Below are 24,069 nucleotides of genomic sequence, written 5' to 3'. Positions count from 1 at the left end.
AAAATCGCTCGAGGCGAGGAGGCACCGTTGCGCCATGCTTCGCTGAGCGTTGCGCCGCCCCGAGCGCCACGATGGCGCGCGGGGCTTTGGGGCAAGCCTGTCTCAGCTTTCCCTGCTCACGCGGTGGCGGAGCCAGACGACACCGTGCTCCAGCGTCTCGGTCTGCACCAGCTCCAGAGATTGCACGGGGCCAGTGCCTTGTTCGTAGATCGCAGGCGCGCCGCTATTGCCGTCGATCACCGGCAGGATCAGGGTGCTGGTCGCGTCGATCAGCCCCTTGGCGAGGAAGGTGCCGTTCAAGGTGCCGCCGCCTTCAAGCAACAGCCGGTCGATCGCGAACCCCTCGGCGATGCGGGTCAGCGCGCCCTCGATGTCGTCCCCGTCGGGACCGCCGAACACGACCGAGATGCCGCGATCGATCAGCCGCTCGACATGCGCCTGCGCGACGCGCTCGGAGAGCACGATCGCCAGATGGTCGCCTTCGAGTTCGTCCGTATCCGGCAAGAGCCGCCCCTTGCGGTCGAACACGACGCCGAGAGTGCGTCTCGCCAGATCCGCCAGTCGATCGGGCCGTGCGGTGGGCGCGGGGTCGAGCATCGGCTCGACATGCGGCACCCAGCCTTCGAGCGAGGCGCGCCCGATGATCCAGCCTTGCCCCTCCAAACGGGTGCCGACCGCATCGTAGATCGTCAGCAATTCGTCTTCGGAATAGGGCCACCCTTCGGTCTTCAATCGTCCGTCGAGCGTGGTGATCATATGGCAAGTGATATGTGGCCGGGGCATTGCGGGGCCTCGTGCTTTGAAAAATCTTGGGAAGAAGAAAGAGAAGGCCGAGCCGCGCGGGCCCGGCCCTCAAGGTCAGCCGTTATAGTCTTCGTCGGCGACTTTCTCGAGCCAGGTGACCGGCGAGCCGTCGATGCTTTCCTGCACCGCGATATGGCTCATCGCGGTCTCGGAAGAGGCGCCGTGCCAGTGCTTTTCGCCTGCCGGGAACCACACGACGTCGCCCTGGCTGATCTCTTCGACGGGGCCGCCTTCGCGCTGGACGCGGCCGCGCCCGAAGGTGACGATCAGGGTCTGACCCGCCGGGTGGGTGTGCCATGCGGTGCGCGCGCCGGGCTCGAAGGTGACATGGCTGCCCGAGGTGCGGCCGGGCTCTTCGGCCTGAAACAGCGGATCGACGCGGACGGTGCCGGTGAACCAGTCTTCGGGGCCCTGCATCGAGGCGTTGGTGCCGGAGCGAATGATTTTCATGGGAAAACTCCTTTCTTGGGGTAGGGGAGCGCGGGCTTAGCCGCGCAGTTTTTCGAAACGATAGGTCAGGGCGGGACCGCCGGGTTGCCCATAGGCTAGCTCGGCGGTGACCATTGCAAAGGGTTCGACGAAGCGCCCGGTGCGCAGCCCGCCCGCATCAACCGGCGTAAAGCCGATATCTTCGATCAGCCCGCGCGCGATGGATTTCGCGCCGTCGTCATCGCCGTAGATCAGAAGCTGCGGCGGGTCGGCCTGTCCCTTGCGCGCGAAGACCGGGGCGAAGCTCTCGGAGGGAGAGGTGTTGAATGTGGCCACCCAGCGCGCTTGCGGGCGCATCGTAGCGAGTTGCTCGGCCCCGGAGGTCTTGGGGCCGAGCACGAGATCGCTATTGCTCGTATCGAGCGGGACGCAGCAGTTGAGCACCACCTGACCCGCCATGTCGCCGGCCTGAGCCAGCACATCTTCGATCCGGCTCCAATGCACGGCGAGCAGGATCGCATCTGCACCCGCGACCGCCTCGGAGACGCTCGTCGCGCACCCGCCGGTCTCGGCGGCGAGCCGGTCCAGCTTGGCCGGACTGCGCGAATAGGCGAAGCGCAGCTCGTGGCCGCATTGCGCCCAGATCCGTCCGAGCTTCGCGCCCATCAGTCCCGATCCGAGAATGGCGATCTTCATGGCAGGGTCCTTTATTCGGCGCGGTTTTCGAAGACGTCCTTGGCCACCGGCAGCGCCGAGAAGACCTTGGGCCAGCCCGCGTAGAAGGCCAGATGCGAGAGCATCGCGCCCGCTTCCTCCTGCGTCAGCCCGTTATCCATCGCGCGGTTGAGGTGGAAGGTCATCTGCTCGGGCTGGCCTGCCGCGATCAGGGCTGCGACGGTGACCATCGAGCGGTCGCGCGGCGCGAGATCGGGACGCAGCCAGAGGTCGCGGAACAGAAGCTCGCGCGTATTGTCGACCACGCCCATCGAGACATCGCCATAGGTGCCGCGCACGAAACTCTCGCGCGATTCCTCGGCCTCCTCATCGAGCGCCAGCAGGTCGACCTCTGCGCCGGGAAGGCTGTCCGCGGCGATCCCGCGCGCCTCGTAGACCGGGGCCATCGCCTCGGCCGCGGCGGTCGCATTGCCCCAGCCGGTGTAGAAGGCGAGATGGGTGACGGTTTCCGACAGTTCGGCCGGCGTCACACCGCTATCGAGCGCGAGTTCGACGAAACGCTGGAGGTTTCCGGTCTCGTGGCGGGTCATCAGCGCCGCGAAGGTCACGAGCGAGCGGTCCCGCATGGACAGCTGTTCGCCGGTCCAGACCGAGCCGAGAAGGTCATTGGTGGAATAGGCCTCGAGGGCGGGGGCCGCGCGGCCAACGGCGTCGGGGATGGTGCGATCGAGCGCCTCGCCGGAGGCCGAGGACGCGATCAGAGCAAAGGCGGAAGCTGCAAAACGGGTTTTCATATCATCTCTCCTGTCGGGTTGATCTTGTCCTTCAGAGATGGGGGAGGCGGCGTTCAGGTTAATGCCGCATCAAGCCAAGTCACTCATGAGCGAGATTCATCGAAAGGCCTGAGAGGCACCGCCGGGACAGGCCCGGCGGTGCGATGGTCTGGCTTAAAGCTGCCCGCCATAGACGGGGAACATGCTCGCTTCGCCGTAATCCTTGATCTCTTCGACCGATTTCAGCGCCTCCATATCGGCGTCGGAAATCTCGAAATCGAGCCCCGCATTGGAGCGCATGTGATCGGGGTTGGCGGTCTTCGGAAGGGCCACCATGCCCAGTTGCAGCACGTAGCGGATCGAGAGCTGCGGGACGCTGACGCCGTATTTCTCGGCCATCGCCTTGATCTCGGCATTGTCGAGGATCTGGCCGTGACCGATCGGCGAATAGGCCTCGGCGACCATGCCGTTGCTCTGGATATAGTCGATCAGCTCGAAGGGCGTGTTCGACACGTGCGCGAGGATCTGGTCGATCATCGGCTTGACCTTCGCATTGTCGAGCAGGTTGTCGAGATCCGCCTTCTCGAAGTTCGACACGCCGATCGCGCGCAGCTTGCCCGCCTCATAGGCTTCTTCCAGCGCGCGCCACGCCTCGAGGTTGCCCTCGAAGTAGCCATCGTCGCCGTGGAACTCAGTCCAGGGCTTCGGGCTGTGGATGATCATCAGGTCGATCTTGTCGAGCCCGAGCGTCTCGAGCGAGCCGTCGATGGCGGCTTTCGCGTCAGCATAGTTCTTGATGCCCGCGTCGAGCTTGGTGGTCACGAAGATCTCGTCGCGCGGAACACCGCAATTGCGGATGCCTTCGCCGACGCCGCGCTCGTTTCCGTAGGCCTGCGCGGTGTCGATATGGCGATAGCCCATCTCGACAGCGGCCTTCACCGCATCGGCTACCTTGTCATCGTCGATCATCCAGGTGCCAAGGCCCAGTTTCGGGATCTCGACGCCATTGGGGAGGGTAAGGGTTTCGTTCAGGATCATGTCTGGCTCCTTGCATTGGAGTGCGCCGCGCCCCTCATTTTTCAAGAGCACGGCTTCGGTTCATGTCCTGCAATCTAGGGCGCGCTGGGCCAGAGGATAATCGGCGGAATTTTTATAGCACTCATGAGCGAAGGCCATGAATGCGCACGTTCATTCAATCGAGCGTGATAATGTGGAACCCGATCAGCTGCGCTCGCGCAGGGCTTCCAGTACCGCCCCGAAAGCCGAGGAGGGGCGCTGACGGCTGGGGTAATAGAGGTAAAATCCCGGGAAATAGGGGCAATATTCCTCGAGACAGGATTGCAGCGCGCCGCGTTCCAGATGCGGGGCGGCGAGCCGATCCGGCACCAGCGCCAGCCCGTGCCCGTCAAGCGCTGCGTGCTGGACGAGGCCAATCGTGTTGAAGCAGGCCTGACCGGAGACCTTCACCCGGATTTCGTGGCCCTCGGCATCCTCGAATTCCCAGGCATAGAGTGCGCCATGCGTCGCCAGCCGCAGGTTGATGCAGTTATGCTCGCTCAGATCATGCGGGGTCTGCGGCACGCCCGCCGCTTCGAAATAGGACGGCGCGCCAACACAGAGCATCCGTTCGTCCGGGCCGATCCTTGTGGCGATCATCCCCTCGCTCACGCTGTCGCCATAGCGCACCCCGGCATCGCATTGCGCCGAGGCCAGATCGGTGAAGCCGTAATCCATCACCAGCTCGACATTGATCGAGGGGTATTGCTTGAGCAGCGGCGAGAGCTTCGGCCAAAGCACCGTTTCGATCGCGTAATCGGTGGAGACGATGCGCACCGTGCCCGTGGGCTGGTCCTGCGCGTCATCGAGTGCGCGCAGCCGCGCCTCGATCATCTCGAAGCAGGGGTTGAGCGTGGCCAGAAGATCCTCGCCCTCGAGCGTCGGCGCAACGGATCGCGTGGTGCGCGTCAGCAACCGCAGCCCCAGCCGTTGCTCCAGCGCCTTGATCGTGTGGCTCAGCGCGGATTGCGAGACGTTGAGCCGCGCCGCGGCCTTGGTGAAGCTGCGCTCTTCGGCGACGGCGGCCAAGGCGATCAGATCGTTGATATTCTCGCGCAGCATGAGGGAGGCCTCGCTGAATGTTGGTGTCGCCATCGGGCGGGTCTCCCTCACGATATATGCGCGTGGTTCATGACGTCCACGGATTATTCAGCCGTGGATCAGGCGGCGTCACTCCAGAAATTCCGCGTCGCTCACTTTCTCGCCCCAGGTCACGGCGGAGCCATCCACCACCTGCTGGATCGCGAAATGTGTCACGTGGGTCTTGTCGGTCGCGCCATGCCAATGCTCGATACCGGGCGGGCACCAGATGACGTCGCCTGCCTGCATCAGCTGTTTGGGCTGGCCGCGTTCCTGTACCCAGCCGGAGCCTGCCGTCACGACGAGTTTCTGCCCCGCCGGATGGGTGTGCCAAGCCGAGCGCGCGCCGGGAAGGAAGGTCACTTCGCCCGCGCTCACATCGCCCATGTCGGGGCCGAAGACGGGGGCGACGAGGGCGGTGCCGGTGAAGGTGTCAGAGCTGCCGATCGTGGCTGCGCGGCTCTCCGCCGGGGTCAGTTCCATCGACTGCGCGACGGCGGCGGGGGCGGCGAGAAGGACGGCGAGCGTCGTGAAGGTGCGGATCATCAGGGGTCTCCCTTGGATTGCGTTACAATGGCAAGGCCGTGATCTCCCTGGCCTCGCTCTCATTGAGGTAAGGACCGCAGACGCGGGGTTAATGCCGCAAAAGCCGGAAAGCCTCATGAGCAGGATTCATGGATGCTGTGCACAAAGCAGTGATTATCTGCGGCGCGTTTCACGGCATGTTGAAAGGCAGGCGCCACCCTTGTTCCGGCGCTCTTCGTCAGTTCCCGAAAAAGGAGGCCCGAGATGTGCCAGTCCTGCAATGACACGTTCCAAACCCTGACCCGCGATGGCGAAAGCCGCCGTAATTTCCTGCGCAGCGGCGCCGCGCTGGCCGCGGCCCCCTTGGCGGCGAGCGTCGCCACGCAAGCGGCCGCGCAAGAGGCCGGCGCATCGCTCGAAGCCTCCGAGGTGCAGGCTTGGGCGGCCTTCGACACGGATGGCAGTTTCGCGCCCCATACGATCCCGCGCCGTGCGGCTGGCCCGAAGGATGTCGTGGTCGAGATCATGTACAGCTCGATCTGCCACTCGGACATCCACACCTACAAGGGCGACTGGGGGATGCCGCAGTTCCCGCTTGTTCCCGGTCACGAGATGGTCGGCCGGGTCGTCGGCATCGGCGCGGAAGTCACCAAGTTCCGCGAGGGCGATATCGCCGGGGTCGGCACGATGGTCGACAGCTGCGGCACCTGCGCCAATTGCCTTGCCGACCGCGAGCAGAACTGCCTCAACGGCACGACCTTCACCTATAATTCCGAGGACAAGATTTCGGGCGGGGTGACCTATGGCGGCTATTCCAAGAAGATCGTCGTGAAGGAAGACTTCGCGCTGCGCATTCCGCCGGGGGTCGATCTGGCCGGGTTCGCGCCACTTCTTTGCGCGGGCATCACCACCTTCTCGCCAATCAATCACTGGGACCTGCAGCCCGGCCAGCGCTACGGCGTGATCGGCATGGGCGGTTTGGGCCATCTCGCGGTGAAGCTGGCGGCGGCGAAAGGGGCCGAGGTCGTCGTCTTCACGACTTCCGAGGACAAGATCGCCGATGCCAAGGCTTTCGGCGCCGCCGAGGCCTATCTCTGGTCCGACGAGGCCGCGATGCGGAGCCAGATGGGCAGCTTCGACCTGATGCTCTCGACCGTTCCGGTCGCCTATCCGATGCAGCAATTCCTGAACCTGCTCAAGCTCGACAAGACGTTGGTCAATGTCGGCGCGCTGTTCCCGATCGAGGGGGCGCATGGGATGATGATGGGCTTCGGGCGTCAGAGCCTCGCGGGCTCGATGACCGGCGGCATTGCCGAAACCCAGCGCGTGATCGACTTCGCCGCACATCACGGGGTCGCGGCCACCTATGAGATGATCACCCCCGAGCAGATCGGCGAAGCCTGCGAGAAGGTGGTGAACAAGCAGGCGCGCTATCGCTATGTGATCGACATGACCCAGGCCTGAAAAGCCGACTGATGAGTGCCGCTCATCTGTGGCAGTATTGCGCGGGGGGGGTAATCCTCCCGCGCGATCGCGCCTAGATTTGTCTCCAGACAGCAGGAGGGCATCGGCCATGAGCGTCACGAAGTTTCTGACACCCGTCGCGGCGCTATGCGTCGCAGCCAGCATGGCCTGCGCTCAGGAGACGAAAGGAGACAGCATGATCCCGATCACCGTGACCGCAGGCGAGGCGGTTCTGACCGCCACCCTCGACGACACCCCTGCAGGGCGCGATTTCGCGGCGCTCATGCCGCTGGAGCTGACCTTGCGCGACTACCACGGCATCGAGAAGATCGCCGATTTGCCGCGCAAGCTCGACACGACCGGCGCGCCGCGCAGCTACGAGCCGAAGACTGGCGACATCACGCTTTATGCGCCTTGGGGCAATCTCGCGATCTTCTACAAACCTTTCGCCAACTCGCCGGGCCTCGTGCGGCTGGGCGCGTTCGACGGGTCGCTCGAGGCGCTGATGAGCAATCCAACGGTTCGGTTCGAGCGCGCGGAGTGATCGCATATCCTCTCGGCGGCGTAATTCGGTAGCCCGCCCCGGAAGGAGATGCCGTGACCGCTGCCGAGCCTTTGCGAATACCAGCCGCCACCCGCGCGGCTGGCGAGGACCGTCTGACGCGGTTCGCCCCAAAGATGGGCGCGGATTACGCGCAGGGGCGCAATTTCGATCACGGAGCGGGACGGCACAGGGATGTCTCGCAACTGTCGCCGTATCTGCGGCGGCGTCTTGTGCTGGAGCGTGAGGCGGTGGCGCGGGCACTTGACGCGCATGGGCCGGAGGCTGCGGAGAAATTCGTGCAGGAGGTGCTCTGGCGGGGCTATTTCAAGGGCTGGCTGGAGCATCGCCCCAATGTCTGGGCGCGCTATCGGGACGGATTGGCGCAAGACCTCGCTGCGCTCGACGACGCCCCCGATCTGTCGGCGCGCGTGGCCGAGGCCGAGGTGGGCCGCAGCGGGATCGCCTGTTTCGACGCGTGGGCGCGCGAGCTGCGCGAGACCGGCTATCTGCACAATCACGCCCGGATGTGGTTCGCCTCGATCTGGATTTTCACCCTGCGGCTGCCGTGGCGGATTGGAGCGGATTTCTTCTATCGCCACTTGCTCGACGGCGATCCGGCCTCGAACACGCTCAGTTGGCGCTGGGTGGCGGGGCTGCATACGCGGGGCAAGTTCTATGCCGCCGAGGCCGGAAATATCGCGCGCTATTCAGGCGGCAGGTTCGCGCCCGATCCCGCGCAATTGGCGGAGGTGAGCGAGGGGCTGGAGGCAGAAGAGCCCGAGGGGCTGCCCCCGGTTGCGCCATTGCGCGCGCCGCGCGCCCCGCAGCCGGGGCTGCCCACGGCGCTTCTGATCACCGAGGAAGATTGCCGCGTCGAGGATTTCGATCTGAGCGCGTTCGATCTGCGCGGGACCGCGATCCTCAGCGCCAGCCACCTGCGCTCGCCGCGCGAGGTGGCGCCGCATGTCGCGAGGTTCGAGCGGGATGCGCTCGCCGATGCCGCTGAGCGTTTGCGCAGCGCAAACGTGCCGCGCCTGAAGGCCGCTGACCCCTCAGCGCTGGTCGATTGGGCGCAAAGCCTCGGCGTGCAGCAGATCGTCACGCCTTACATTCCGACAGGACCGCTCGGTGATTGGCGCGAGCGCGCGGAGGCGGCGCTGGGCGGGCGCGACATCGCGTCATGCGAGCTGACGCGGGAGTGGGATCGCGTGATCTGGCCCCATGCCACAGCCGGGTTCTTCAAGGTCAAAAAGAAACTCCCCGAAATCCTTGCAGCGCTTGGCTTGGCCTGAGGGTAGGGGGAATTGCGCGCGCCCTTGCCGATCATCGCCGAGTGATCGCGCTTCTTCGGAATTTTCCTAGTCATCTCAAAGCTTTTGGGCTACGATTCCGATCAGACCCGGAAAACGGGCGTATTCGAGGCAGCAACGGCAGTATAGCCCATGACAGAAATGGCATTCGGCACCGTCCCCGTGCGGGCCGGTGAACCCGTCTTACCGAAATGGTGGCGCACGATCGACAAATGGGCGCTCGGCGCCGTTTTGGCGTTGTTCGGCCTTGGCATGTTGCTGGGGCTCGCCGCCTCGGTACCGCTGGCAGAGCGCAACGGTCTCGAGCCTTTCTATTACGTCAAACGTCAGGCCTTCTTCGGGGTGGTGGCGCTGGGCGTGATGCTGGGCATCTCGATGCTCGACCCGAAACAGGTGCGCAGGCTGGGCGTGATCGGCTTCGTCGGCGCCTTCGTCGCGGTGATGCTGCTGCCGGTGCTGGGCACCGATTTCGGCAAGGGCGCGGTGCGGTGGTATTCCTTCGGCTTCGCATCGATCCAGCCGTCCGAATTCCTCAAGCCCGGTTTCGTCATCATCTCCGGCTGGTTCATGGCCGCAGCCCATGACGTCGGGGGCCCGAAGGGGCGGCTCTATTCCTTCCTTCTGATGGTCATCATCGTGGTGGCGCTCGCCTTGCAACCCGATTTCGGGCAGGCCTCGCTGGTGCTGTTCGCATGGTCGGTGATGTATTTCATCTCGGGCGCGCCGATTGCGCTGCTGACAGGGATCGGGGCGCTGACCGTGGCGGGCGGCTTCTTCGCCTATAACTTCTCGGAACACTTCGCGCGCCGGATCAACGGCTTCCTGTCGACGGATGTCGATCCGCGCACCCAGATCGGCTACGCGACGAACGCGATCCAAGAGGGCGGCTTCTTCGGCGTCGGCGTGGGGCAGGGCTCGGTAAAGTGGTCGCTGCCCGATGCGCATACCGACTTCATCATCGCCGTCGCGGCCGAAGAATACGGCCTGATCCTCGTCCTCGTGATCATCGCGCTTTATGCGACCGTGGTGATCCGGTCGCTGCTGCGCCTGATGCGCGAGCGCGATCCCTTCACCCGGCTCGCGGGCTCCGGTCTGGCCTGCGCCTTCGGCGTTCAGGCGATCATCAATATGGGCGTCGCGGTGCGCCTTCTGCCCGCGAAAGGCATGACTTTGCCGTTCGTCAGCTACGGGGGCTCTTCGGTCATTGCTTCGGGGATTGCGGTGGGTATGTTGCTCGCGCTGACTCGGACCCGGCCGCAGGGACAGATTTCGGATATTCTCGCCCGACGCGGTCGCTAAAACCCTCAGGAGGGGGACATGGCCAAGGACACGACCCCGCTACTGCTGATCGCCGCTGGCGGCACCGGCGGGCATATGTTCCCCGCACAGGCGCTGGCCGAGGCGATGGTGCGCCGGGGCTGGCGCGTCAAGCTGTCCACGGATGCGCGCGGGGCGCGCTATGCGGGCGGCTTTCCCCATACGGTGACGGTCGAACAGATCGCCTCGGCGACGTTCGCGCGCGGTGGCGCACTCGGCAAGCTGGGCGTGCCGTTCAAGATCGCGGGCGGCGTGGCCTCTGCCATCCGCAAGAACCTGTCGGACAAGCCAACCGTGGTGGTGGGCTTCGGCGGTTATCCGACGATCCCGGCGCTGTCTTCTGCGGTCGCTCTGGGTATTCCCCGCGCCATTCACGAACAGAACGGCATCATGGGCAAGGTGAACCGCATCTTCGCCAAGAAGGTGAACCGCTTCGCCTGCGGCACCTGGCCGACCGATCTGCCCGAGGGCGTGCAGGGCGAGCATACGGGCAATCCGGTGCGGGCTGCCGTGCTGGAGCGGGCGGGCGCGGCCTATATCCCGCCGGGCGACTACCCGATGTCGGTCCTCGTGATCGGCGGCTCGCAGGGCGCGCGCATCCTGTCGGACACGGTTCCGGCGGCGATGGCGAGTCTTCCGGAAGCCGCCCGCGCCAATCTGCGCGTCTCCCATCAGGCGCGCCCCGAAGACCTCGACCGGGTGATCGCCGCCTATGAGGCGGCGGGCATCACAGCCGAGGTCGAACCCTTCTTCAACGACGTGCCGCGCCGTCTCAGCGAATGCCAGCTGGTGATCTCGCGCGCCGGTGCGTCGTCGATCGCGGATATCTCCGTCATCGGACGGCCCGCGATCCTGATCCCCTATGCCGCCGCCGCTGGCGATCACCAAGCGGCCAATGCGCGCGGTCTTGCGAAGACCGGCGGCGCGATCACCATCCCCGAAAGCCAGCTCTCGACGGAGAGCCTCGCGGATCAAATTTCACTGGTGCTGGACAACCCCGAGGGCGCGCTGCAGATGTCGCGCGCGGCCCTTTCCTACGGGGTGCCGGACGCCACCGAGCGGCTCGTCGCCCTCGTCGAAGACCTAGCAGGAAGAACTCAATGAACGCGACCAAACTGCCCGGAGAACTCGGCCCCATCCATTTCGTCGGTATCGGCGGGATCGGCATGTCCGGCATCGCCGAAGTGCTGATGACCCAAGGGTTCACGGTTCAGGGCTCGGATGCGAAATCCTCGAAGATCACCGACCGTCTGGCGACACTGGGCGCGACCATCTTCGAAGGCCAGCGCGCCGAGAATATCGGTGAAGCGGGCGTGGTGGTGATCTCCACCGCGATCAAGCCGGGCAATCCCGAGCTGGAAGAAGCGCGCCGCCGTGGTCTTCCGGTCGTGCGCCGCGCCGAGATGCTGGCCGAGCTGATGCGCCTGAAATCGAACATCGCGATCGGCGGCACCCACGGCAAGACCACGACCACGACGATGGTCGCGACGCTACTCGACAAGGGCAATTTCGACCCAACCGTGATCAATGGCGGGATCATCCACGCCTATGGCTCGAACGCGCGCGCAGGCGCGGGCGAGTGGATGGTGGTGGAGGCCGACGAGAGCGACGGCTCCTTCAATCGTCTGCCCGCGACGATCGCCATCGTGACCAATATCGACCCTGAGCATATGGAGCATTGGGGCTCTTTCGACGCGCTGCGCAAAGGGTTTTACGATTTCGTCTCGAACATCCCGTTCTACGGGTTGGCTGTCTGCTGCACCGATCACCCGGAGGTGCAGACGCTGGTCGGCAAGCTCAACGACCGCCGCGTCGTGACTTTCGGCTTCAACGCGCAGGCCGATATCCGTGCGATCAACCTGCATTACGATGCGGGCGTCGCGCATTTCGACATCGCGCTGCAGGGTGAAGAGGGCAAGCCCATGATCGAGGGCTGCACCCTGCCGATGCCGGGCGATCATAACGTCTCGAACGCGCTGGCCGCCGTCGCGGTGGCGCGCCATCTCGGGATGAAGATGGGCGAGATCAAGGAAGCTCTCGCGAGCTTCGGCGGCGTGAACCGGCGCTTCACCAAGGTCGGCGACGTTCTCGGCGGGGTCACGATCATCGACGATTACGGCCACCATCCGGTCGAGATCGCCGCCGTGCTGAAAGCGGCGCGTCAGGCGGTGAAGCCCGGAGCGCGTGTGATCGCGGTCCACCAGCCGCACCGCTATTCGCGCCTGCATTCGCTGTTCGACGATTTCTGCACCTGTTTCAACGAGGCTGACGTCGTCGCCATCGCCGAGGTCTTCTCGGCGGGCGAGGAGCCGATCGAGGGGGCGACGCGCGACGATCTGGTCGCCGGGCTGATCGCGCATGGTCACCGTCATGCTCGTGCCATTTTGTCGGAAGATGATCTGGCTCGGCTGGTGCGTGAACAGGCGCGTCCCGGCGATATCGTCGTCTGCCTCGGGGCGGGGACGATCTCGACCTGGGCGAACAACCTGCCTGCGAAGCTGGGGGGCTGAGCAGGCGCCGGGGCGACCTGGCACGACATCAAGAAGGTTTGCGGCGCTGCCACGTCGTCTCATGTGGGCAAGAAGGGCCGCGTCATGCGTGACGAGACGCATCTGAAACGCCGATTGGGTCCGTGGCTGATGACCGGCTACGGGGTCGGCGTCATGGTGGGCGCGGGTATCTATGTGCTGGTCGGCGCGGTCGCCGCGCAGGCCGGGATCTGGGCGCCTCTGGCCTTCGTGCTGGCAGGGTTGATCGCGGCACCCTCCGCGCTGTCCTATGCCGAATTGTCCTCGCGCATCCCCGAAGCTGCCGGAGAGGCCGCCTTTGTCGAGGAAGGGCTGCGCAGCCATGCGCTGGCGCTGATCGTGGGGCTGGGTATCGTGGTCGCGGGTACGGTGTCGGCGGCGGCGGTGCTGCGTGGTGGGGCTGGCTATCTGACACTGCTGGTGCCGTTACCGGTCGAGGGCGTGATGATCGCCTTTGGGCTGGTGCTGATCGGCGTGGCCTGCCTCGGCGTGCTGGAATCCGTGGGGCTCGCCGTGGCGCTGACGCTGGTCGAGGTGGTCGGGCTCGCGCTGGTGATCTGGGCGGGGCTTTCGACCGATCCAAGCCCCGATCTCACGCCGCTGCCCGCGCCGCATTGGGCCGGGATCGCGGCCGCCGCGTCGCTCGCTTTCTTCGCCTTCATCGGTTTCGAGGACATGGTGAACATGTCCGAGGAGATGCGCGACCCGATCCGCGACATGCCGCGCGCGATCCTCGCCGCGCTCGCGATCACCGCCATCCTCTATCTGACCGTAAGCTACGCTGCCGTGCGGGCGGTGCCGCTGGCCGATCTCGCCCGCTCCGAGCAGCCGTTGGCACTGGTCTGGCAATCGGCGGGGCACGGGCCGGGCATCCTCGCCGCGATCGCGGTGGCGGCGGCGCTGAACGGGGTGCTTGCGCAGGTGGTGATGGCGGCGCGCGTGCTGTTCGGTCTTGGCCGCCGCAGTCCCGCGCTGTCCGTTTTTCATCAGGCGCATCCGCGCTTTGGCACGCCGGTGCTGGCGACTCTTCTTTGCGGTATGGGGATGATTGCGCTTGCGCTCGCTGCCCCGGTCGAGCAATTGGCCGGTATCACTTCGAAGGTGCTCCTGGGCGTCTTCCTTCTCGTTAACCTGTCGCTTGTCGCGCTGAAAAGCCGGTCTGACTATGCGCCGTTCAAGGTGCCTATGGCCGTTCCGGTCGTGGGCGCATTGGTCGCCGGAGCGGCCCTGATCGCAGCCCTGGGAGGTTTCTCATGACCGTCTCGCTCGTTCTTGCCTGTGTCTGGGCGCTTGTTGCCACGCTGATCGCGATGGGACCGAGGCGGTTCCACTGGCCGGGCGCGTGGGGGCTGATCGCGGTCGGCGTGCCGCTGGTGGGCTGGGTGACCTATCAGAACGGCCCGATCATGGGGCTGCTGGTGCTGGCGGGCGGCATGTCAGTGCTGCGCTGGCCGGTCATTTTTCTGGTCCGTGCGCTGCGGGGTACGCGTGACCCCGCTGAATGAGATTGCGATCGCTTGCCTCGCCCTGCGTGCGCGGCTACGAGATGCGCCATGACTGATTGTCCTTCGACCTATACCCCGCGCGGCGCGCTGACGCCGAACCGTCCGCTCGACTCGCTGACCTGGCTGCGCGTGGGCGGCCCGGCGGACTGGCTGTTCCAGCCTGCCGACGAGGATGACCTCGCAGAGTTCCTTAAAGGCCTGCCCGAAGAGATCGCGGTCTTCCCGATGGGCGTGGGCTCGAACCTGATCGTGCGCGATGGGGGCTGCGGGCGGTGGTGATCCGGATGGGGCGGGGCTTCAACTCGATCGAATGCGAGGGCGGAACAGTCACCGCGGGCGCTGCGGCGCTGGATGCCCATGTCGCGCGCAAGGCCGCGCAGGCGGGGCTCGACCTGACCTTCCTGCGCACCATTCCTGGCGCGATCGGCGGGGCGGTGCGGATGAATGCGGGCTGCTATGGCTCTTACGTCGCCGATCACCTGATCGAAGCGCGCGCGATCACGCGGGCAGGGGAGCGGGTCAAGCTCACGCCCGAGGATCTGAACTTCGCCTACCGCCAGAGCGATCTGCCCGAAGGCTGGGTGCTGACCAGCGCGACGTTCCGCGCAGAGGCCGGTGACCCCGTGGCACTCGAGGCACATATGGCTGAGCAACTGGCCAAGCGCGATGCGACCCAACCCACGAAGGACCGCACCGCTGGATCGACCTTCCGCAATCCTGCCGGTTTCTCTTCGACGGGGCGGGCCGATGACACGCATGAGCTGAAGGCGTGGAAGATCATCGACGATGCCGGAATGCGCGGCGCGCGCATCGGTGGCGCGCAAATGTCGGAAAAACACAGCAACTTTATGATCAACACTGGCGGGGCGACCGCGGCCGATCTCGAAAATCTCGGGGAAGAGGTGCGCAAAAAGGTTGTGCAATCGAGCGGAATTTCGCTAGAGTGGGAAATCATGCGTGTAGGAGAATTCGAGGCGTAAGACCTCCACCCTGCAACGCAATTACCGGACGGGGGTCAACCCCCGCATGAGGCGAAAGTAGCGGGTATGTCGAGCAGGGCATCCCACCGTGTGGCGGTTCTTCTGGGCGGCCCTTCTGCTGAGCGGGAGGTGTCTCTGTCCTCGGGGCGCGAATGCGCCAAGGCGTTGCGCACGGCGGGTTTCGAAGTGATCGAGATCGACGCGGGAGAGGATCTTCCGCAACGGCTGAGCGATGCCGCGCCTGACTGCGTTTTCAATGCTTTGCATGGTCGCTGGGGCGAGGATGGCTGCGTTCAGGGCATGCTCGAATGGCTCCGTATCTCCTATACCCATTCCGGTGTGCTGGCCTCGGCGCTGGCGATGGACAAGGCGCGCGCCAAGCAGGCCTATGCCGCGGCGAACCTGCCCATCGTGCAATCCGTGATCGCGACCAAGGACGACGTGATGGCGCGCCATGTGCTGCCGGCGCCTTATGTCGTGAAGCCGAATAACGAGGGCTCCTCGGTCGGCGTCTATCTGGTGATGGACGGCGCGAACTCCCCGCCGCAGCTGTCGGCCGAGATGCCCGAAGAGGTGATGGTCGAGACCTACGCCCCGGGCCGTGAGCTGACTGTTTCCGTGATGGGCGATCGCGCGCTCTGCGTGACCGAGATCATCACCGAGGGCTGGTACGACTATGACGCGAAATACCGCCCCGGCGGCTCGCGCCACGTTCTGCCCGCCGAAATCCCCGTCGAGATCACCGAAGCCTGCCTCGATTACGCGGTCCGCGCGCATCAGGTGCTGGGCTGCCGGGGGCTCTCGCGCACCGATTTCCGCTGGGACGAGGGCAGGGGGCTCGCCGGTCTCGTGCTGCTGGAGACCAACACCCAGCCGGGCATGACGCCGACCTCGCTTTCGCCCGAACAGGCCGCGCATTGCGGCATCGACTTCCCCGAGCTCTGCGCGTGGTTGGTGGAGGACGCCTCATGCGGCCGCTGAACGGTGCCCCGCCGCGCGAAGCCCCCGGGCATCGCCAAGGCCCTTCGGGTGGCATGGCCCCCCGCGTTTACCAACGCTCCAAACGTCCCGCCCGCCGCGATCCCGCGCCGTCGCGGCTTGCTTTCAAACTCGAACGGCTGTGGCTCACGCCCGCCGTGCGCGCCTTCACCCGGATCGGCGTGCCGATTGTTCTGATCGTCGCAGGTCTCGGCCTGTGGCTGGGCGATCCGGGCCGCCGCGCCGAGCTGGTCGCGCAGGTGCAGGATGTGAAGGACGCGATCGAGCATCGCCCCGAATTCATGGTCAAGCTGCTCAAGATCGAAGGCGCGAGCCCCGAGGTCGCCCATGCCGTGCGCGCGATGCTGCCGGTGGGGCTGCCCGCGTCGAGCTTCGACATCGACCTCGACGCCTATCGCGACACGATCCGCCGCCTCGATGCGGTGGCGGACGCGCGGCTGGTGATCCGTCCGGGCGGTGTGCTCGAAGCCGACGTGACCGAGCGCGTCCCCGCGATTCTCTGGCGCCAGCCGGGCGGTCTCGAGATGCTCGACGCGTCGGGCCACCGGGTGGCTACGCTGATTTCGCGTGAAGCGCGTCCCGATCTGCCGGTGATTTCCGGCATGGGCGCGGATAAGGCGGTGCCCGAGGCGCTGGAAATCATTGCCGATGCCGGTCCGCTTCTGCCGCGTCTGCGCGGGCTGGAACGGTTGGGCGAGCGCCGCTGGGACCTCGTGCTCGATCATGGCCAGCGCATCATGCTCCCCGAGACAGATCCCGTCGCAGCACTCGACCGTATCCTCGCGCTCAATACCGCCGAGGATCTGCTCGCCCGCGATTTCACCGTGATTGATTTTCGAAACAAGGACCGTCCGACGATCCGGCTCAGCGATAACGCGCTCGCCGAATTCCGCCGGGTGCAGTCTGACATTCTCAAAGCGAGGGCCACGCAATGACCGATCTCTACGAGTTCCAGCGCGCAATGCGCAACATGCGTAAGGCAGCGATGCAACGGGGCGTGATCGCGCTTCTCGATATCGGCAGTTCCAAGATCGCCTGCCTCGTTCTGAAATTCGACAATCCCAACGGGTCCGAGGACGAAGACTCCCTGGCCGGGCATGCCTCGGTGCGGGTGATCGGGGCCGCGACGACGCGTTCGCGCGGGGTGCGCTTCGGCGAGATCGACGCGATGGCAGAGACCGAACGCGCGATCCGCACCGCCGTGCAGGCCGCACAGAAGATGGCCAATACGCGCGTCGATCACGTCATCGCCTGTTTCGCGGGCGCCGAGCCGCGCTCCTATGGGCTGGCGGGCGAGATCGAGGTGCAGGGCGATCAGGTCACCGAGGTCGATGTGAGCCGCGTGCTGGCCTCCTGCGATATCCCGCCGCTCGGGGCAGGGCGCGAGGTGCTTCATGCGCAGCCGGTGAACTTCGCACTCGATCACCGCTCGGGTCTGGCCGATCCGCGGGGCCATGCGGGGCAACGCCTCGCGGTCGACATGCATCTGCTGACCGTCTCCGACACCGCGATCCAGAACCTGATCTATTGCATCCGGCGCTGCGATCTCGAACTCGCGGGTATCGCCAGCTCGGCCTATGTCTCGGGCGTCTCCAGCCTTGTCGAGGACGAGCAGGAGCTGGGCGCGGCCTGCATTGACATGGGCGGCGGCGCGACCGGCGTGTCGATCTTCATGAAGAAACACATGATCTATGCCGACGCGGTGCGGCTGGGCGGCGAGCATGTCACCCGCGACATCGCGGCGGGGCTGCGGGTGCCGATGTCGGTGGCCGAGCGGATCAAGACCTTCCACGGCGGGGTTGTCGCCACCGGCATGGACGATCGCGAGATGATCGAGCTGGGCGGCGACTCCGGCGACTGGGAGAAAGACCGCCGTCAGGTGAGCCGCGCCGAACTGATCGGAATAATGCGCCCGCGCGTCGAGGAAATCCTCGAAGACGTGCGCGCGATCCTCGATGCCGCAGGCTTCGAACATCTGCCCTCTAAGCAGATCGTGCTGACGGGCGGGGCGAGCCAGATCCCCGGTCTCGACGGGCTGGCTGCGCGAATCCTCGGCCAGAATGTGCGGCTCGGGCGGCCGATGCGGGTGCAGGGTCTGCCGCAGGCCGCGACCGGCTCGGGCTTCTCTTCCGTGGTGGGGCTGTCGCTTTTCGCGGCGCATCCGCAAGACGAGTGGTGGGATTTCGAGATGCCCCCCGAAACGCTGGGCGGGCGCTCGCTGCGCCGGGCCATCCGCTGGTTCCGCGATAATTGGTGAAATGTTGCAAAAGTGAAAATTGACTGATCTCAGACGCCTGTCGCGCGAAGTTCAAGTTCGCGTAGCGGCGGCGGTCTGGCCGCATCATCCACACAATATGCTGACGTCTGCGCGAAATACCGCTGGTCACGGAATCTGGAGCTCCAGATTTTGTGGTCCGAAGCGGTTTTTTACGTGACGCTGCGGCGATTCATCGCTAAAATCGGTCTAATTTCCATTGAAATCGGCCTGGGACAGGGTCGGGCAGCAACAACAGGCGGACATACCACATGGCGTTGAATTTGATGATGTCAGAGCACGAGGACCTCAAGCCCCGGATCACCGTATTCGGCGTCGGGGGCGCGGGCGGGAACGCGGTCAACAACATGATCGAGCAGCAGCTTGAGGGCGTGGAATTCGTGGTCGCGAATACCGACGCTCAGGCGCTGCAGCAGTCCAAGTCGCAGGCCCGGGTCCAGATGGGCACCAAGGTCACCGAAGGTCTGGGCGCAGGCGCCCGTCCCACGGTGGGCGCAGCCGCGGCCGAAGAAAGCATCGAGGCGATCGTCGATCACCTCGCTGGCGCGCATATGTGCTTCATCACCGCCGGCATGGGCGGCGGCACCGGCACCGGGGCTGCTCCGATCATCGCGCAGGCCGCGCGTGAGCTGGGTGTTCTGACCGTCGGCGTCGTGACCAAGCCGTTCCAGTTCGAAGGCTCCAAGCGGATGCGTCAGGCCGAGCAGGGCCTCGAAGAGCTCCAGAAGGTCGTCGACACGCTGATCATCATTCCGAACCAGAACCTGTTCCGTCTGGCCAACGAGAAGACCACCTTCACCGAAGCCTTCTCGATGGCGGATGACGTTCTGTATCAGGGCGTGAAGGGCGTGACCGACCTGATGGTCCGTCCTGGCCTGATCAACCTCGACTTCGCCGACGTGCGTGCGGTGATGGACGAGATGGGCAAGGCGATGATGGGCACCGGCGAGGCGACGGGCGAAGATCGCGCGGTTCAGGCCGCCGAGAAGGCCATCGCGAACCCGCTCCTCGACGAGATCTCGCTGGCAGGCGCCAAGGGCGTGCTGATCAACATCACCGGCGGCTACGACCTGACGCTGTTCGAACTCGACGAAGCGGCGAACCGCATTCGCGAAGAGGTCGATGCGGATGCCAACATCATCGTCGGCTCGACGCTGGACCCCGACATGGAAGGCGCGATGCGTGTCTCCGTGGTCGCGACCGGTATAGATGCGCTGGCCACCCCGGCGGAAGTCCCGGTGCCGCGCCGCTCGCTCGCCGAGCCACTGAAGCCCGCGGAAACCGCAGCCGAAGCTACCATCGAGCATGCGCCCGCTCCGGCGCCGCAGCCCGCTCCGGCCCCGCAGCCCGCGCCGCAACAGGCACCGGCCGCTCAGGCAGCCCCGCAGCCCGCGCCGCAGCAGACCGCACAAGAGCGGACCCTGTTCGACGCGCCCGCAGCTCGCGCCACGATGGAGCAGCCGCGCGCTCAGGAAGCCGCTGACGACCTGCCGCCGCCGGCCTATCGTCCGCAGCCTGCGCCCGCGCAGGATCTGCATGTCGAAGACGGCGCGCATGACTATGTCGCACCGCGTCCGCGTCAGCCCGGCACCCCGTCGCCGGAAGCCCTGCGTCGTCTCGAGGCGGCGGTGAACAAGGCTCCGTCGAGCGCGCCCGCGCAGCGTCCGATGGCGGCGACTCGCCCGGCCGCACCGCAGCAGCCGCAACCGCAGCCGCAGGCAGAGCGTCCGCGCTTTGGCATCAACTCGCTGATCAATCGCATGACCGGCCACGGCCATGCCGAGCAGGGCCACGCGCCCCAGCAGCACGCTCCGCAGCAGCCCGCGCCGCAGCCCCAGCAGCAGCGTCCGCAGACCGCTCAGCCGCGCGCCGAGGCCTATGATGACGAGCAATCCGAGGATCAGGATCGCATCGAGATCCCGGCCTTCCTGCGCCGTCAGGCGAATTAATCGGTCACAAAGGCTTCACGAAACGCCGAAAGAGGTCCGCGAGAGCGGGCCTTTTTTCATTCTATCTCAGTGGCTTATGTGCTTCTGCGCGGCCTTCCGCCAGATCACGGCCGCAATGTTTCAGGCCGTTACAAAGAGTGAATTGTTAACCCCGCCTTCTCTGACTAACTGATGCTGCGGCTCTCGGACCCGTGTGTTCGTGGATCGCCAGAGAAAAAAGTTGTGAGGTTATCGTGCAGACGACGCTTGCCAAATCCGTGGCCTTTTCCGGCGTTGGGCTCCATTCGGGCGCCCCGGTCGAGATGCATGTGCATCCGGCGCCTGCAGGCCATGGGATCGTGTTCCGTCGCACCGATGTGTCCGGCGTGAACCCTCGTGTGCCCGCATTGTGGAGCAACGTGCCGAGCGCGACGCTCTGCACGCTGATCGAAAACGAAGACGGCGTTCAGGTCTCCACGATCGAGCACCTGATGGCGGCTCTCGTGGGCTCGGGCATCCACAACGCGCTGATCTCGCTCGACGGGCCGGAAGTGCCGATCCTCGACGGGTCTTCGGCCCAGTTCGTCGCGGCGTTCCGCGCGGCTGGTTTGCGTGAGCTTGCCGCTGAACTGCGCGCGATCCGCATCCTGAAACCGGTCGAAGTGCGCAACGGTCAGGCCGTGGCGCGCATCGAACCTGCCGCGGGTCTCGAGATCGATTTCGCGATCGACTTCACCGACGCCGCGATCGGCCGTCAGAGCAAGCGCCTCAAGATGGCCAATGGCGCTTTCGTGCGCGAACTGATGGACAGCCGCACCTTCTGCCGCCTCGCCGATGTCGATGCGATGCGCGAGAAGGCTCAGCCTCGGCGGTACGTTCGAGAATGCCGTGGTCGTTGATGGCGACAAGGTGCTCAGCCCCGGCGGCCTGCGGCACGCGGATGAACCCGTGCGCCACAAGATGCTCGATGCGCTTGGCGATCTCGCGCTTGCGGGCGCGCCGATCCTCGGTCGCTATCGCGGCAACCGCGCGGGTCATGCGATGACCAACCAGCTTTTGCGGGCGTTGTTCGAGCGCCCCGATGCGTGGTGCTGGGAAACCTGTTCGCCCGCGCAGGCTTACAGCTTGCCCGGCGCTGGTGTATGCTCGGCAGCGGCACTGGCATCGGCCTGAATGCATCGCGGCCCGGTCACGGGTTCGCGGGCATCGGGAAAAGGGCGTCAAAACCCGCAAAGGCATTTTGCGCCCCGGATTTTTCTATGCTAGGACATGCCGAACGGCCTCCGAAACGGGGTAGTGATTGACGGGTCCGGGGCCTTTCTCCGGCAACGAAAGAGGGATGGGGCAGGGCATGGCGCGCGGCAAACTGGCGGCAGCGAAACTCGGGGCTCTTGGTCTTGTAATGGCGCTTTCCGCCTGCGGTACTGACCCGAACAAAGCACCGAACCTCGAAAACTTCACGGCCAAGCAAATCTACGAGCGTGGCGAGTACGAGCTTGAGGTCGGCAATCCGCGCCGCCCCAATACCGCGCTGAAGTATTTCTCCGAGGTCGAGCGGCTTTACCCCTATTCGCAATGGGCCAAGCGCGCGTTGATCATGGAAGCCTATGCCCAGCATAAGGCGAAGAATTACGAAGAAGCCCGCGCCTCGGCGCAGCGATTCCTCGACACCTATCCCGGCGACGAAGACGCGGCCTATGCGCAATATCTTCTGGCGCTCAGCTATTACGATCAGATCGACGAGGTCGGCCGCGATCAGGGCCTGACCTTCCAGGCGCTGCAGGCGCTGCGCGACGTGATCGAGAAATACCCGGATTCGGAATACGCCCAGTCGGCGATCCTGAAATTCGACCTCGCCTTCGACCACCTCGCGGGCAAGGAGATGGAGATCGGGCGTTACTACCTCAAGCGCGGCAACTACACCGCGGCGATCAACCGCTTCCGCGTGGTGGTGGAGCAATTCCAAACGACGAGCCACACGCCCGAGGCGCTGGAACGTCTGGTGGAGGCCTATCTGGCGCTCGGCATCACCGATCAGGCGCAGACCGCAGGCGCGATCCTCGGCCACAACTTCCAGTCCTCGCCCTTCTATCAGGACGCTTACAACCTGCTGCAGAAGCGTGGGTTGAAGCCCGAGGCGAAGGGCAACGGATGGCTGTCCAGCGTGTATCGTCAGGTGGTTCAGGGCAAGTGGCTCTGATCGGGGCCCTCATGGTCTGAAATGCTACATTCGCTGGATATCCGCGACATTCTGATTATCGAGAGGCTGGAGCTGGACTTCGGCCCCGGCCTCAATGTGCTGACCGGCGAGACCGGGGCGGGCAAGTCGATTCTGCTCGACTGTCTGGGCTTCGTGCTGGGCTGGCGCGGCCGGGCCGAACTCGTGCGTCAGGGTGCCGATCAGGGCGAGGTGACGGCGGTGTTCGAGCTGCCCTCCGATCACCCCGCGCGCGAGGTACTGGCCGAAGCGGGCATCCCTGTCTCGGACGAATTGATCCTGCGCCGGGTGAACGCGCGCGACGGGCGCAAGACCGCGTGGATCAACGACCGCCGGGCGTCGGGCGACGTGCTGCGGCAGGTCTCCGCCTCGCTGGTGGAACTGCACGGCCAGTCCGACGATGGAGGTCTGCTCAACGAACGCGGCCACCGGGCGCTGCTCGATGCCTTCGCGAGCCATTCCGATCTGCTGGAGGCCACCCGCACGGCGTGGAAAGCGCGGGCGGCGGCGGCGCGCAAGCTGGAGGCGGCGCGGAGTTCTCTCGCGGCGGTGAAGGAAGAGGAAGAATTCCTGCGCTATGCGGTGAAGGAATTCGACACGCTCGATCCGAAACCCGGCGAGGAAGCCGAGCTCGACAGCCAGCGCCGCCTGATGCAGGGCGCTGCGAAAATCCGCGAAGATGTGTCGCGCGCCTTTGCCGCCCTCGGCCCGGAAGGGGCGGAGGGGATGATGCGCGACGCCGATCGCTGGTTGCAGGGTGCTGCGGACCGGGCCGAGGGGCGTCTCGATGCGCCGCTGGAGGCCTTGGAACGCGCCTTCCTCGAACTGGGTGACGCGGCGCAAGGCGTGGAGACCGCGCTGGATGCGCTCGATTTCGATCCGCATGCTTTGGAGGCCTGCGAGGAACGTCTGTTCGCGATCCGTGGCCTTGCGCGCAAGCATGGTGTGCTCGCCGATGAACTGGCCGATTTCGCCGAAGGCCTGCGCGAGAAGCTTGCCGCCTTGGACGCGGGCGAAGAAGGGATCGGCGCGCTGGAAGCCGAGCTCGCCAAAGCAAGCGCGACCTATGACAAGGCTGCCGCTGCGCTGTCGAAGGCGCGTGCCGAGGCTGCAGGGCAACTCGATGCCGCGATGGCGGGCGAATTGGCGCCGCTGAAGATGGATCGCGCCGTGTTCGAGACGCGTCTGTCGGAGGGCGAGCCCGGTGCCGAGGGCACCGATACCGTGCGCTTCACCGTCGCCACCAACCCCGGCGCGCCGGCAGGGCCGCTCAACAAGATCGCGTCGGGCGGCGAGCTGTCACGCTTCCTCCTCGCGCTGAAAGTCGTGCTCGCGCGCGGCGCCGATACGCTGACCCTGATCTTCGACGAGATCGACCGAGGCGTGGGCGGGGCCACAGCCGATGCCGTGGGCCGTCGTCTCGCGAAGCTCGCCGAGGGCGCTCAGGTCCTCGTCGTCACCCATTCCCCGCAGGTCGCCGCCCGCGGCGCCACCCATTTCCGCGTCGCCAAATCGGTCAACAACGACATGACCACTTCCGAAGTCCGCGCGCTGGCCACAGCCGAGCGCACCGACGAAATCGCCCGCATGATCGCAGGCGCCGAAGTCACCGAAGCCGCGAAGGCGGCGGCACTGGATTTGCTGAAGGGTTAAGGGTAG

At 65.5% G+C, this 24,069-nt stretch carries 21 protein-coding genes and 2 pseudogenes; 16 read left to right on the top strand and 7 right to left on the bottom strand.

The window, feature by feature from the left end; translation table 11 throughout:
* Nucleotides 1-102: 102 nt before the first annotated feature.
* The 7 genes from AKL02_RS13285 to AKL02_RS13255 all read right to left on the bottom strand — a co-directional run bounded on the left by AKL02_RS13285 (nt 103) and on the right by AKL02_RS13255 (nt 5,363).
* Nucleotides 103-783, bottom strand: coding sequence for a dihydrofolate reductase family protein (locus tag AKL02_RS13285; protein WP_083078947.1), 681 nt, complete (start codon nt 781-783; stop codon nt 103-105).
* A 75-nt stretch (nt 784-858) separates the two neighbouring features.
* Nucleotides 859-1,254 carry a (R)-mandelonitrile lyase gene (locus AKL02_RS13280; protein ID WP_078601764.1) on the bottom strand — a complete coding sequence of 132 codons (396 nt, stop codon included), beginning with the start codon at nt 1,252-1,254 and terminating at the stop codon, nt 859-861.
* Nucleotides 1,255-1,290: 36 nt separating this feature from the next.
* Nucleotides 1,291-1,929, bottom strand: coding sequence for an NADPH-dependent F420 reductase (locus AKL02_RS13275; RefSeq protein WP_083078946.1), 639 nt, complete (start codon nt 1,927-1,929; stop codon nt 1,291-1,293).
* A gap of 11 nt (nt 1,930-1,940) precedes the next feature.
* Entirely contained in the window at nt 1,941-2,702 is a 762-nt protein-coding gene (locus AKL02_RS13270) for a carboxymuconolactone decarboxylase family protein (RefSeq protein WP_083078945.1), read from the bottom strand.
* A gap of 153 nt (nt 2,703-2,855) precedes the next feature.
* Entirely contained in the window at nt 2,856-3,719 is an 864-nt protein-coding gene (locus AKL02_RS13265; RefSeq protein WP_083078944.1) for an aldo/keto reductase, read from the bottom strand.
* Between the two features lie 183 nt (nt 3,720-3,902).
* Nucleotides 3,903-4,832: a LysR family transcriptional regulator gene (locus AKL02_RS13260; protein WP_232621620.1), complete on the bottom strand. Its 930-nt coding sequence runs from the start codon at nt 4,830-4,832 to the stop codon at nt 3,903-3,905.
* A gap of 75 nt (nt 4,833-4,907) precedes the next feature.
* Nucleotides 4,908-5,363 (bottom strand): (R)-mandelonitrile lyase, encoded by a 456-nt coding sequence (locus tag AKL02_RS13255; RefSeq protein ID WP_083078942.1) that lies wholly within the window; start codon nt 5,361-5,363, stop codon nt 4,908-4,910.
* A 243-nt stretch (nt 5,364-5,606) separates the two neighbouring features.
* Between AKL02_RS13255 and AKL02_RS13250 the strand changes: the two genes are divergently transcribed.
* From AKL02_RS13250 to recN, 16 genes and pseudogenes are all read left to right on the top strand, one after another.
* Entirely contained in the window at nt 5,607-6,806 is a 1,200-nt protein-coding gene (locus AKL02_RS13250) for an NAD(P)-dependent alcohol dehydrogenase (protein ID WP_083078941.1), read from the top strand.
* Nucleotides 6,807-6,915: 109 nt separating this feature from the next.
* A complete protein-coding gene (locus AKL02_RS13245) occupies nt 6,916-7,350 on the top strand; it encodes a cyclophilin-like fold protein (protein ID WP_232621619.1) in 435 nt (144 codons plus the stop codon).
* Between the two features lie 53 nt (nt 7,351-7,403).
* Nucleotides 7,404-8,642, top strand: a complete 1,239-nt coding sequence (locus AKL02_RS13240) for an FAD-binding domain-containing protein (protein WP_232621618.1) — start codon at nt 7,404-7,406, stop codon at nt 8,640-8,642.
* Between the two features lie 150 nt (nt 8,643-8,792).
* Nucleotides 8,793-9,959 (top strand): peptidoglycan glycosyltransferase FtsW, encoded by a 1,167-nt coding sequence (locus AKL02_RS13235; RefSeq protein ID WP_078523003.1) that lies wholly within the window; start codon nt 8,793-8,795, stop codon nt 9,957-9,959.
* An 18-nt stretch (nt 9,960-9,977) separates the two neighbouring features.
* Nucleotides 9,978-11,081: a UDP-N-acetylglucosamine--N-acetylmuramyl-(pentapeptide) pyrophosphoryl-undecaprenol N-acetylglucosamine transferase gene (locus AKL02_RS13230; protein ID WP_083078939.1), complete on the top strand. Its 1,104-nt coding sequence runs from the start codon at nt 9,978-9,980 to the stop codon at nt 11,079-11,081.
* On the top strand, nt 11,078-12,487 hold the full coding sequence (gene murC, locus AKL02_RS13225) for a UDP-N-acetylmuramate--L-alanine ligase (RefSeq protein WP_083078938.1): 1,410 nt from the start codon (nt 11,078-11,080) through the stop codon (nt 12,485-12,487). The genes AKL02_RS13230 and murC overlap by 4 nt, the downstream gene beginning before the upstream one ends.
* An 84-nt stretch (nt 12,488-12,571) precedes the next feature.
* On the top strand, nt 12,572-13,762 hold the full coding sequence (locus AKL02_RS13220) for an APC family permease (protein ID WP_083078937.1): 1,191 nt from the start codon (nt 12,572-12,574) through the stop codon (nt 13,760-13,762).
* The gene (locus AKL02_RS13215; protein ID WP_083078936.1) at nt 13,759-14,010 is read left to right on the top strand and encodes a DUF2484 family protein; all 252 of its coding nucleotides are present in this window, start codon (nt 13,759-13,761) and stop codon (nt 14,008-14,010) included. The genes AKL02_RS13220 and AKL02_RS13215 overlap by 4 nt, the downstream gene beginning before the upstream one ends.
* A gap of 48 nt (nt 14,011-14,058) precedes the next feature.
* Nucleotides 14,059-14,990: pseudogene (murB, locus tag AKL02_RS13210) on the top strand (UDP-N-acetylmuramate dehydrogenase).
* Between the two features lie 66 nt (nt 14,991-15,056).
* The gene (locus AKL02_RS13205) at nt 15,057-15,971 is read left to right on the top strand and encodes a D-alanine--D-alanine ligase (protein ID WP_083078934.1); all 915 of its coding nucleotides are present in this window, start codon (nt 15,057-15,059) and stop codon (nt 15,969-15,971) included.
* Nucleotides 15,959-16,924, top strand: a complete 966-nt coding sequence (locus AKL02_RS13200; RefSeq protein WP_083078933.1) for a cell division protein FtsQ/DivIB — start codon at nt 15,959-15,961, stop codon at nt 16,922-16,924. Before AKL02_RS13205 ends, AKL02_RS13200 begins: the two co-directional genes overlap by 13 nt.
* On the top strand, nt 16,921-18,246 hold the full coding sequence (gene ftsA, locus AKL02_RS13195) for a cell division protein FtsA (protein ID WP_078522995.1): 1,326 nt from the start codon (nt 16,921-16,923) through the stop codon (nt 18,244-18,246). The genes AKL02_RS13200 and ftsA overlap by 4 nt, the downstream gene beginning before the upstream one ends.
* 269 nt (nt 18,247-18,515) lie before the next feature.
* Nucleotides 18,516-20,213, top strand: coding sequence for a cell division protein FtsZ (gene ftsZ, locus AKL02_RS13190; protein ID WP_078571672.1), 1,698 nt, complete (start codon nt 18,516-18,518; stop codon nt 20,211-20,213).
* A 233-nt stretch (nt 20,214-20,446) separates the two neighbouring features.
* Nucleotides 20,447-21,365, top strand: a pseudogene (lpxC, locus tag AKL02_RS13185) (UDP-3-O-acyl-N-acetylglucosamine deacetylase).
* A 178-nt stretch (nt 21,366-21,543) separates the two neighbouring features.
* Nucleotides 21,544-22,392: an outer membrane protein assembly factor BamD gene (locus AKL02_RS13180; RefSeq protein ID WP_078571802.1), complete on the top strand. Its 849-nt coding sequence runs from the start codon at nt 21,544-21,546 to the stop codon at nt 22,390-22,392.
* 21 nt (nt 22,393-22,413) lie between these two features.
* Nucleotides 22,414-24,063, top strand: a complete 1,650-nt coding sequence (recN, locus tag AKL02_RS13175; RefSeq protein WP_083078932.1) for a DNA repair protein RecN — start codon at nt 22,414-22,416, stop codon at nt 24,061-24,063.
* The last annotated feature ends 6 nt before the right edge of the window (nt 24,064-24,069 follow it).

Source organism: Thioclava electrotropha (assembly GCF_002085925.2).
GTDB lineage: Bacteria > Pseudomonadota > Alphaproteobacteria > Rhodobacterales > Rhodobacteraceae > Thioclava > Thioclava electrotropha.
Note: the sequence above shows the minus strand (reverse complement) of the source record. Positions and strands in the feature narration are given on the sequence as shown.